Annotated in this window: 11 protein-coding genes, 4 tRNA genes and 1 pseudogene; 15 read left to right on the plus strand and 1 reads right to left on the minus strand. The window is 64.6% G+C overall.

The window, feature by feature from the left end; genetic code table 11:
- Positions 1–244 precede the first annotated feature (244 nt).
- Together AB0L57_RS32710 and htpX are read left to right on the plus strand one after the other, a co-directional pair.
- Positions 245–1267 (plus strand): polyprenyl synthetase family protein, encoded by a 1023-nt coding sequence (locus AB0L57_RS32710; protein WP_364970715.1) that lies wholly within the window; start codon positions 245–247, stop codon positions 1265–1267.
- Positions 1268–1381: 114 nt separating this feature from the next.
- Positions 1382–2263, plus strand: coding sequence for a zinc metalloprotease HtpX (gene htpX, locus AB0L57_RS32715; RefSeq protein ID WP_364970718.1), 882 nt, complete (start codon positions 1382–1384; stop codon positions 2261–2263).
- Here htpX and AB0L57_RS32720 read toward each other — a convergent pair.
- Complete coding sequence (locus AB0L57_RS32720; protein ID WP_364970721.1) at positions 2260–2751, minus strand: YajQ family cyclic di-GMP-binding protein; 492 nt, start codon at positions 2749–2751, stop codon at positions 2260–2262. The genes htpX and AB0L57_RS32720 overlap by 4 nt on opposite strands.
- 160 nt (positions 2752–2911) lie before the next feature.
- Here AB0L57_RS32720 and AB0L57_RS32725 point away from each other — a divergent pair.
- The 13 genes and pseudogenes from AB0L57_RS32725 to AB0L57_RS32785 form a co-directional block, all read left to right on the plus strand.
- Positions 2912–2992 (plus strand) — tRNA-Tyr (locus AB0L57_RS32725).
- 397 nt (positions 2993–3389) lie between these two features.
- Positions 3390–3462: transfer RNA gene (locus AB0L57_RS32730), tRNA-Thr, on the plus strand.
- A 66-nt stretch (positions 3463–3528) separates the two neighbouring features.
- Positions 3529–3601 (plus strand) — tRNA-Met (locus AB0L57_RS32735).
- Positions 3602–3644: 43 nt separating this feature from the next.
- Positions 3645–3815 carry a 50S ribosomal protein L33 gene (rpmG, locus tag AB0L57_RS32740; protein WP_011211653.1) on the plus strand — a complete coding sequence of 57 codons (171 nt, stop codon included), beginning with the start codon at positions 3645–3647 and terminating at the stop codon, positions 3813–3815.
- Between the two features lie 288 nt (positions 3816–4103).
- Positions 4104–5099, plus strand: coding sequence for a fused (3R)-hydroxyacyl-ACP dehydratase subunits HadA/HadB (locus tag AB0L57_RS32745; RefSeq protein ID WP_364970732.1), 996 nt, complete (start codon positions 4104–4106; stop codon positions 5097–5099).
- A 214-nt stretch (positions 5100–5313) separates the two neighbouring features.
- A tRNA-Trp gene (locus AB0L57_RS32750) sits at positions 5314–5386 on the plus strand.
- 31 nt (positions 5387–5417) lie between these two features.
- The gene (gene secE, locus AB0L57_RS32755; protein WP_364970723.1) at positions 5418–5843 is read left to right on the plus strand and encodes a preprotein translocase subunit SecE; all 426 of its coding nucleotides are present in this window, start codon (positions 5418–5420) and stop codon (positions 5841–5843) included.
- A gap of 141 nt (positions 5844–5984) precedes the next feature.
- Positions 5985–6767 carry a transcription termination/antitermination protein NusG gene (gene nusG / locus AB0L57_RS32760; protein WP_364970725.1) on the plus strand — a complete coding sequence of 261 codons (783 nt, stop codon included), beginning with the start codon at positions 5985–5987 and terminating at the stop codon, positions 6765–6767.
- Between the two features lie 71 nt (positions 6768–6838).
- Positions 6839–7273, plus strand: coding sequence for a 50S ribosomal protein L11 (rplK, locus tag AB0L57_RS32765; RefSeq protein WP_364970727.1), 435 nt, complete (start codon positions 6839–6841; stop codon positions 7271–7273).
- A gap of 98 nt (positions 7274–7371) precedes the next feature.
- Positions 7372–8085, plus strand: a complete 714-nt coding sequence (gene rplA / locus AB0L57_RS32770; protein ID WP_364970729.1) for a 50S ribosomal protein L1 — start codon at positions 7372–7374, stop codon at positions 8083–8085.
- A 558-nt stretch (positions 8086–8643) separates the two neighbouring features.
- Entirely contained in the window at positions 8644–9180 is a 537-nt protein-coding gene (rplJ, locus tag AB0L57_RS32775; protein WP_364970731.1) for a 50S ribosomal protein L10, read from the plus strand.
- Positions 9181–9309: 129 nt separating this feature from the next.
- Positions 9310–9690 (plus strand): 50S ribosomal protein L7/L12, encoded by a 381-nt coding sequence (gene rplL / locus AB0L57_RS32780; RefSeq protein WP_025353006.1) that lies wholly within the window; start codon positions 9310–9312, stop codon positions 9688–9690.
- Between the two features lie 237 nt (positions 9691–9927).
- Positions 9928–10033, plus strand: a pseudogene (locus tag AB0L57_RS32785) (ABC transporter ATP-binding protein); the annotation flags it as partial.

Here is a 10033-nt window from a genome sequence, read left to right on the forward strand (position 1 = left end):
GGTTTCGGCCCGCCTCGATTCTGGACTGCCGGAGCGGGGGAGCGAAGCGGAGGAGCGGAGAAGGGAAGAATCGAGGCCCAGAGGGCCGAAACCCCCGCGTCGGCGGAGCCGACGCAGAAAATACAGCCGAAACCCCGCCGCAGCGAAGCGGAGGCCAAAGATACTGTGACGGTGTTCATGGGGGCCCCGGAGCCGACACGCTAGGTTCTTCGGTGTGGGGACGGACGCGGCATTGGGAGAAGACATGAGCGCATCGGCTCTGAGCGATGAGAGCACCGTGGTTGCCGGAGTCGATCTCGGCGATACCGAGCTCGCGGCGACCGTCCGCGACGGGCTCGAAGAGGTGGAGAAGTTACTGGTCAGTGAGCTGTCCGATGGCGAGGATTTCCTGCTGGAAGCCGCACTGCACCTGGCCCGGGCGGGCGGTAAGCGGTTCCGCCCGCTGTTCACGATCCTCACCGGACAGCTGGGCCCCCGACCCACCGACCCCGATCTGATCACCGCCGGCACCGTCGTCGAACTGGTCCACCTCGCCACCCTGTATCACGACGACGTCATGGACGAGGCATCCATGCGCCGCGGTGCCCCCAGTGTGAACTCGCGCTGGGGTAACAGCATCGCCATCCTGTCGGGCGATTATCTGTTCGCGCACGCGTCTCGGCTGGTGTCCACTCTCGGACCGGACGCGGTACGCATCATCGCCGAGACCTTCGCCGAACTGGTGACCGGCCAGATGCGGGAAACGTTGGGCGCCAAGCAGTCTCAGGATCCTGTCGAACATTACCTTCGGGTGGTGTGGGAGAAGACCGGATCGCTGATCGCGGCCTCCGGCCGGTTCGGCGGTACCTTCTCCGGCGCGAGTCTCGAGGATGTCGAACGACTGGCTCGTCTCGGTGACGCGGTCGGCACCGCCTTCCAGATCTCCGACGACATCATCGACATCTCCTCGGTATCCGAGCAGTCCGGTAAGACGCCCGGCACCGATCTGCGCGAGGGCGTGCACACCCTGCCGGTGCTCTACGCCCTGCGTGACGAGGGCGCCGAGGGTGACCGCCTGCGCACCCTGCTTGCGCACCCCCTGCAGTCCGACGAGGAGGTCGTCGAGGCGCTGGACCTGCTGTCGCGTTCGCGGGGGATGGCGCTGGCCAAGCAGAAACTGCAGGGTTACGCCGATATCGCGCACGCCGAACTGTCGGCCCTGCCGCAGGGGCCCGCCAACGACGCGTTGGAACATCTGGTCCGCTACACCATCGAACGCGTGGGCTGAGCGTCGCGGGACCGGTCGTGGCGGCCGATTCCTGCGGTTGTGATCGATGTCGCACAGGCGCGGATGATCACATCGATCCCGGAACCCGGAGTGGTCACCATTCGTTGATTTGACATGCATGGTTACGCGAACGGTTTGAAGACCTTCGGGCTGATGGTCGGCCTGTCGGCACTGATCGTGTTCGCAGGTGCGATGTTCCGCAACCCCACGATTCTGATCATCGCGATCCTGCTGGCCGTGGGCATGAACGCCTACGCCTATTTCAGCAGCGACAAGCTGGCCCTGCGGGCCATGCACGCGCAGCCCGTATCCGAACTCGAAGCGCCGGTCATGTACAAGATCGTGCGTGAATTGGCGACCACCGCGCGCCAGCCCATGCCGCGGCTCTACATCAGCCCGACCGCTGCCCCCAATGCCTTCGCCACCGGCCGCAATCCGCGTCACGCCGCGGTCTGCTGCACCAGTGGCATCCTGCAGATCCTCGACGAGCGGGAGTTACGCGCGGTCCTGGGGCACGAACTGTCGCATGTCTACAACCGCGACATCCTGATCTCCTCGGTGGCCGGCGCGCTCGCCGCCGTGATCTCCGGCCTGGCCAACCTGGCTTTCTTCGCGAGCATGTTCGGTGGTGGCAACCGCGACGGTGAGGGGCCGAACATCATCGGCATCCTGCTGGTCTCGCTGCTCGGCCCCATCGCCGCCACACTGATCAAGCTCGCCGTCTCGCGGTCCCGCGAGTACCAGGCCGACCAGGACGGTGCCGAACTCACCGGAGATCCTCTGGCCCTGGCCTCGGCGCTGCGCAAACTCGAGCGCGGCACCCAGGCCGCCCCGTTGCCACCGGAGCCCCAGCTCACCGCCCAATCGCATCTGATGATCGCCAATCCGTTCCGGGCCGGCGACAAGATGGCTCGCTGGTTCTCCACCCACCCCCCGATGGGCGAGCGCATCGAGCGCCTGGAAAGCATGGCCGGGGGCCCGCGGAACTACCGCTAGCGGTAGTTCACGAATTGCAGCGCAAGATCCAGATCCGCGCCTTTGAGCAGGGCGATGACGGCCTGTAGGTCGTCGCGCTTCTTGCTGCTGACGCGGAGTTCGTCGCCCTGGATCTGCGCCTTCACGCCTTTGGGGCCTTCATCACGGATCTTCTTGGTGATCTTCTTCGCATTTTCCTGGGATATCCCCTGGATCAGCGTGCCGGTGATCTTGTAAGTCTTGCCCGAGGCCGCCGGCTCACCGGATTCGAATGCCTTCAATGAGATGTCGCGGCGGATCAACTTCTCCTTGAACACCTCGAGGGCGGCCTGCACCCGCTCCTCGGACTCGGCTGTCAGCACGATCTTCTCCTCGCCCGACCACTCGATACCCGCACCCGTACCGCGGAAGTCGTAGCGCGTGTTCAGCTCCTTGGCAGCCTGGTTGAGGGCATTGTCGACCTCCTGCCGGTCGACCTTGCTGACGACATCGAACGACGAATCGGCCACGCTGCACTCCTGTCTGACGGCTCACATATCCACCCGGTATTCCGGTAGGGACTTTCTACCCCGACACCCTCGCCGGAGCAGAAGCACCCCGCTGGCCAGCCAATTTGCATCCGGGCGCCCTGATCGTTGTATTCTCTCTACGCGCTGACACAGCGTGCAAGGCGGATTGCCCGAGCGGCCAAAGGGAGCTGACTGTAAATCAGCCGCGCAAGCTTCGGAGGTTCAAATCCTTCATCCGCCACTCGAAGAGGGCCCTTTCCATACGGAAAGGGCCCTCTTCGCGTTCGAGGATGGACCAAGGCAAGTCCACGACTCTCCACCCCCCCACGCCCCCAACGACCAGCACCTCACGGGATGATCCCCCCGGGTGGGTTTCGGCCCGCCTCGATTCTGGACTGCCGGAGCGGGGGAGCGAAGCGGAGGAGCGGAGAAGGGAAGAATCGAGGCCCAGAGGGCCGAAACCCCGCGTCGGCGGAGCCGACGCAGAAAATACAGCCGAAACCCCGCCGAAGCGAAGCGAAGGCCAAAAATACAGCTCTGAGCTGCCGGTTTGGTAACTCTTACGTGTAGTGTGTAACCTCGTTCAAGGCTTCAGCGCCCCGGGTTCGAACATTCCGGCTCGGAGCGAATGTAGCCATGCCCCCTTAGCTCAGTCGGCAGAGCGTTTCCATGGTAAGGAAAAGGTCAACGGTTCGATTCCGTTAGGGGGCTCGCCGGATTGCCGGTGGTGACCGACGGCATCTCCAGGGCCCAGGCGCCATCGCAAGCCGACCCTATGGCGGTGTAGCTCAGTCGGTAGAGCAAACGACTCATAATCGTTGTGTCGCCGGTTCAAGTCCGGCCATCGCTACAAAACTGATACCCCGTCAGGTTGACCCGAAAGAAGGCATATCGTGGCCGCGAAGTCCACCGATGTCCGGCCAAAGATCACCTTGGCCTGCGAGCAGTGCAAGCATCGCAACTACATCACCAAGAAGAACCGGCGCAACGACCCGGATCGTCTGGAGCTGAAGAAGTTCTGCCCGAACTGCGGCACCCACCGGGCGCACCGCGAATCTCGCTAGATTTCCTCGCGTGCATGCTGCCGCGCGCGTAGTCGGCGTCCGGATACAGGGAGGTTCATCGATGACCTCCCTGGGCTTCCGTGGCACCAGCCGACATCTGCAGCACCCCATGCCGGAGCTGGTTTCCCGACCTGCTCCGGCATTTGCTGTACATGCGGTAGTTTCACGCTCCGCAGACTCCCGGTAGCGGAGTCGGATAGGGACCCAACTTCCGTGACAAGCAATATCAGTACCGAACCGGTGGACGCCGAGAACGAACCGTTCGATCCGTCTGCCCACGCCGCCGCGATGGTCGGCCATCACTACCGCGTCGACGACTACTACGAGGTCGGCCGGGAGAAGGTGCGCGAGTACGCGCGAGCCGTCCAGGATTACCACCCGGTCCACTGGGACGAGAGCGCCGCGCAGGAATACGGCCACGAGGGCCTGATCGCACCGGTGACCTTCATCTCCCTGGTCGGCATCCTGGCCCAGCGCAAGCTGTTCGAGCAGGTCGTCACCGGTTACGACCTCAGCCAGATCATGCAGACCGACCAGATCCTGGAGTTCCACCGTCCCATCCGGGTCGGCGACCAGCTCACCTGCGATGTGTACCTGCACTCGTTCCGGCAGGCCTTCGGTGGCGACATCATCGTCACCAAGAACATCGTCACGGCGCAGAACGACGAACTGGTCCTCACCACCTACACCACTCTTGTCGGCCGCAGCGGCGGTGACGTCGATCCCAATATCGCCGACGCCGTGCGCAACATCCTCATGCACGGCATGGGTGAGGCGCCCGAGCATCGCCCGCGGGTCGAGGCGCCGGCCGGTCCGCCGCCGGTCCCGGTCACCACCGTGCCCGAGGTCACCGTCGGCAGCCGCACCCGCTCGTTCGATGACGTGGCGGCCGGTGACGCACTGCCGACCCGCATCGTGAAGCTGACCCGTGGTGATCTGGTGAACTACGCCGGCGTCTCCGGTGACGCCAACCCGATCCACTGGAGCGACGAGGTCGTCGAGCTCGCCGGTCTGGACAACGTGGTGGCGCACGGCATGCTGACGATGGGCCTGGGCGGCGGATTCGTCACCTCCTGGCTCGGAGATCCGGGCGCTGTCAAGGAATACAACGTCCGCTTCACCAGTCCGGTCTACGTCCCCAATGACGAGCCGGCCGAGGTCGAGTACACCGGCAAGGTCAAATCGGTCGATCCGGAGAACCGCACCGCGGTCGTCGCGATCGTCGCCAAATCCGGTGGCCGCAAGATCTTCGGACGTGCGACGGCGACGGTGCAGCTGGCATGATGGACCGCGGTCGGCCCGATTGGCTATCCGCAGGGGCGGTAACGTACACTCGGTTTTCTGGGGTCGCCAGCCACTGCGCGCTGCTCTGAAGGGGCTGGTTCCAGGCGGGTGACCGCCGGGGCCGGCAACCGATGGAGTGGCGCGCGTGTTGTGTGGCCTCGGATTGCACAACTGAATAAACCATCGTGCTGGACGAGGACATGAGTCCAGCCGAAGGGGCGTAGCTCAATTGGCAGAGCAGCGGTCTCCAAAACCGCAGGTTGCAGGTTCAAGTCCTGTCGCCCCTGCACTGGATGCCAGCGACGAGAGAGGGTACACGTGAGCGACGAGCGGGACATTCGCCACGGCGCGCATGCCGCCGATGACGATGACACCGCTGCGGTCAGCCGGCCGAGTGGTAAGCGGTCGTCTCGCCGGGCTCGCGGTGGATCCTCCTCGGACGACACCGGCTCCCTGGCCACGATCGATCGTGGTGAGGGATCGGGTTCGGACTCGGCATCGCGTAAGGCGTCCAAGAAGTCGGCGGGGAAGAAGAACGCCGGCAGTGGTCGGGGCAATCCCTTCAAGCGCCTGGTGAAGTTCCTGCGGGAAGTCATTGCGGAACTGCGCAAGGTGATCTGGCCCAACCGCAAGCAGATGGTCACCTATACAAGCGTTGTCCTGGTGTTCGTGGTCTTCATGGTCGCGTTCATCAGCGGGTTGGACGTGGCGTTCATCAAGGGTGTCAACTGGCTGTTCGGCTAGTTGGCCGGTGTGCGCCGGAGCAGAGCCTGCGGAGCGGCCGAAGGCCCTGCACCGTCCCCGCCGCGCGAGGACGGAACCATCCGCCGGATTCACCTCCGGCGCGCAGTGGATGTACGTGACGACACAGGAAGCGAGTGCCCAGTGAGCACCCCGGAGAACGGCACAACCGACGAGTTCCCGGTCGACGACGAGGCGGCCGAGACGACCGCCGACGAGGCGACCGTCTCGGACGGTGCCGAGGCGTCCTCCGATGACGTGGCAGCCGCCGAGCCGGCCGCCGCGGACGAGCCTTCCGATCCGGTCGCCGAAATGAAGGCCGCGCTGCGGCGCGCCCCCGGTGACTGGTACGTGATCCACTCCTACGCCGGGTACGAGAACAAGGTGAAGACCAACCTCGAGACCCGTGTGCAGAACCTGGGCCTCGAGGACTACATCTTCCAGGTCGAGGTCCCGACCGAGCAGGTCACCGAGATCAAGAACGGCCAGCGCAAGAACGTGCAGCGCAAGGTGCTGCCGGGCTACATCCTGGTGCGGATGGACCTCAACGACGAGTCGTGGGGCGCGGTCCGCAACACCCCCGGCGTCACCGGTTTCGTCGGCGCGACTTCGCGCCCGTCGCCGCTGACGATCAACGACGTGGTCAAGTTCCTGGTCCCGGCCGATCAGCAGCAGAAGAAGCCGGCCGCTGCGGCAGGTGCCGGCGCTGGCTCATCCGAGACCGTCACCGAGACCGTCGCCAAGCCGTCCATCGAGGTCGACTTCGAGGTCGGCGAATCGGTCACCGTCATGGACGGCCCGTTCGCGACGCTGCCCGCCAGCATCTCCGAGGTCAACGCCGAACAGCAGAAGCTCAAGGTGCTGGTGTCGATCTTCGGCCGTGAGACCCCGGTCGAGCTGGCGTTCACGCAGGTCGCGAAGATCTGAGATTTCCGGGGTTGCACACCCCGGGACAGGCTTACGGAATTCCGTAAGGAACCTAGACCAAGGAAAGAAAGATGCCCCCCAAGAAGAAGAAGGTCGCCGGGCTCATCAAGCTCCAGATCCAGGCCGGTGCGGCCAACCCGGCTCCGCCGGTAGGCCCCGCGCTGGGTCAGCACGGCGTCAACATCATGGAGTTCTGCAAGGCGTACAACGCCGCGACCGAGTCGCAGCGCGGCAACGTCATCCCGGTCGAGATCACGGTCTACGAGGACCGCTCGTTCGACTTCAAGCTGAAGACTCCGCCGGCCGCCCGGCTGCTGCTCAAGGCCGCCGGTGTGCAGAAGGGCTCCGCCGAGCCGCACCGCAACAAGGTCGCCACGGTCACCATGGACCAGGTCCGTGAGATCGCCAAGACCAAGCAGGAAGACCTGAACGCCAACGACATCGAGCAGGCCGCGAAGATCATCGCCGGCACCGCTCGCTCGATGGGCATCACCGTCGCCGACTAGTCGCGCAGCGACCGTCGGCTCGGTATTCGATCCATTCGGTGGGAGGGACGGCCAGTCCCGACAACCACTTCTGACTTCACGAACAGGACAGACACAACATGGCAAAACGAAGCAAGGCTTATCTCGAGGCGGCCGCCAAGGTCGACCGCGATGCGCTCTACTCCCCGCTGTCGGCCGCTCGACTGGCCAAGGAGACCTCGACCAAGAAGACCGACGCGACCGTCGAGGTCGCCGTTCGTCTCGGCGTCGATCCCCGTAAGGCCGACCAGATGGTGCGCGGCACCGTCAATCTGCCGCACGGCACCGGTAAGACCGCTCGCGTCATCGTGTTCGCGGCCGGTGAGAAGGCCGCGGAGGCTGAAGCTGCCGGCGCCGATGCGGTGGGCGCGGAGGATCTGATCGAGCGCATCCAGGGCGGCTGGCTGGACTTCGACGCCGCGATCGCCACCCCGGATCAGATGGCCAAGGTCGGCCGTATCGCGCGTGTCCTGGGCCCGCGCGGTCTGATGCCGAACCCGAAGACGGGTACGGTCACCACCGATGTGACCAAGGCCGTCAACGACATCAAGGGCGGCAAGATCAACTTCCGCGTCGACAAGCAGGCCAATCTGCACTTCGTGATCGGCAAGGCGTCCTTCGACGATACGAAGCTGGTCGAGAACTACGGCGCCGCGCTGGAGGAGATCCTGCGTGTGAAGCCGTCGACCGCCAAGGGTCGCTACGTCAAGAAGGTGACGATTTCGACGAACACCGGACCGGGCATCCCGGTGGACCCGAACCGCACCCGCAACCTCACCGAAGAGGACGCGTAACGGCGTAGGTATTCCACAGTGAAAGAGCCGGTAGGGAAATCCCTACCGGCTCTTTCCATGTGGGCTGAATCATCTGCGTCGGCTTCGCCGACGCGGGTTTCGGCCCCTTGTGCCTCGATTTTTCCCTCCTCCGGTCAGTCGCTGCGCTCCTTCCCTCCGTCAGTCCACAATCGAGGCGGGCCGAAACCGCCGGTGTGACGTCTCGTAGGGTGCTGCTCGGGGGTGACGAGCTGTCGGGATTCGGTGTCTTCCCCCCGTTTTGGTTTCCAGCTGCGGGTCCGCTATTCTGAACAGCGGTCGTCAGCCAGTTTGGCGATCACCCCCAATCGTTCTACCGAAGACCGTTGGTGGCTGCCGTCAGGCAGTCGAAGGTCCGGCGATATTGCCGGCGGCCCACGCAGGGAGAGCCGAGGTCAGGGACCGCGTGAGCCATTGTTCGCGCCGAGTTTCTCGTACGCCCCGGGTTCGCTCTGCGACCGGGGCGTTAGCTTTGTCGCCGGACGCCCTCCGGAGTCGGTAGTTCATCGCAGAACCGACCATCCAGAGAGGAGGCGAAGTATGGCAAAGTCCGAGAAGGTCACCGCGGTCGCGGAGATCACTGAGCAGTTCAAGAGCGCTACGGCCACCGTGATCACGGAATACCGTGGTCTGTCGGTCGGCAACCTGACGCAGCTGCGTCGTGCACTCGGTAGCAGTGCCACCTACTCCGTCGCCAAGAACACCCTGGTCAAGCGTGCGGCCGCCGAGGCGGGCGTCGAAGGCCTGGATGACTTGTTCGTCGGTCCGACCGCCATCACCTTCATCACGGGTGAGCCGGTCGACGCCGCCAAGGCCCTCAAGACCTTCGCCAAGGACAACAAGGCGCTGGTCATCAAGGGCGGCTACATGGACGGCGCCGCGCTGTCGGTCTCCGAGGTCGAGCGCATCGCCGACCTGGAGTCGCGCGAGGTGCTGCTGGCCAAGCTGGCCGGCGCCATGAAGGGCAACCTGCACAAGGCGGCCGGCCTGTTCGCCGCGCCTGCCGGCCAGGTCGTCCGCCTGTTCGCCGCGTTGGAAGACAAGAAGCGCGCCGAGGGCGGCGAAGCCGCCGAATAGGCACCGCGGCGAATCCTTCGCTCGAGGCACCGCGGCGATTCCTTCGCTGTGTGCCGCACATCAACCAGAAACTCTCTTCCCGCCTCGGGCGTGTACGACCGACGGGATGAACCACCGAAAGGAAACACCATGGCCAACGTGGACGAACTGCTCGAGACCATCGGCGGAATGACCCTGCTGGAGCTGTCGGACTTCGTCAAGAAGTTCGAGGAGAAGTTCGAGGTCACCGCTGCCGCTCCGGTCGCCGTCGCCGCCGTCGGTGGCGCTGCCGCTCCGGCCGAGGCCGCTGAGGAGCAGGACGAGTTCGACGTCATCCTCGAGGGTGCCGGCGACAAGAAGATCCAGGTCATCAAGGTCGTGCGCGAGATCGTCTCCGGCCTGGGCCTGAAGGAAGCCAAGGACCTGGTCGAGGGTGCCCCGAAGCCGATCCTGGAGAAGGTCGCCAAGGATGCCGCCGAGGCCGCCAAGACCAAGCTCGAAGAGGCCGGCGCGAAGGTCTCCGTCAAGTAATTGCGGTAATTCTGCGCGGAAAAGGGCGGTCCCATTGCGGGGCCGCCCTTTTCATATATTTCCTGGCGAATCGCGGCCGACGTCGCGAGCGAGCCCATCACCAGCGACATTTCTACCGACCAGTCAGGTAGGGTGTCCTGCACCAGCGGCATGCGATACAGTGACCGCACCCCAGTGTGACGCGTCACACCGCGCTGAATACCGGTGACGCGCCCATTGGCGCTCGTCAGAAGAATTATGGAGGTCGGCGTGGGCGTCGAGGTCAGGACCGAAGGTGTCACGAAATCTTTCGGGTCCCAGCGAATTTGGCAGGATGTCACCTTGACCCTGCCGACGGGGGAAG

Origin of the sequence: Nocardia sp. NPDC052254 (assembly GCF_040679495.1) — a bacterium.
GTDB lineage: Bacteria > Actinomycetota > Actinomycetes > Mycobacteriales > Mycobacteriaceae > Nocardia.

What these genes read in the sequence shown, in the direction of transcription:
- AB0L57_RS32710 (WP_364970715.1), top strand. Translation starts at nt 245, where the DNA reads ATGAGCGCATCGGCTCTGAGCGATGAGAGCACCGTGGTTGCCGGAGTC.
- htpX (WP_364970718.1), top strand. Translation starts at nt 1,382, where the DNA reads ATGCATGGTTACGCGAACGGTTTGAAGACCTTCGGGCTGATGGTCGGC.
- AB0L57_RS32745 (WP_364970732.1), top strand. Translation starts at nt 4,104, where the DNA reads ATGGTCGGCCATCACTACCGCGTCGACGACTACTACGAGGTCGGCCGG.
- rplK (WP_364970727.1), top strand. Translation starts at nt 6,839, where the DNA reads ATGCCCCCCAAGAAGAAGAAGGTCGCCGGGCTCATCAAGCTCCAGATC.
- rplA (WP_364970729.1), top strand. Translation starts at nt 7,372, where the DNA reads ATGGCAAAACGAAGCAAGGCTTATCTCGAGGCGGCCGCCAAGGTCGAC.
- rplJ (WP_364970731.1), top strand. Translation starts at nt 8,644, where the DNA reads ATGGCAAAGTCCGAGAAGGTCACCGCGGTCGCGGAGATCACTGAGCAG.
- rplL (WP_025353006.1), top strand. Translation starts at nt 9,310, where the DNA reads ATGGCCAACGTGGACGAACTGCTCGAGACCATCGGCGGAATGACCCTG.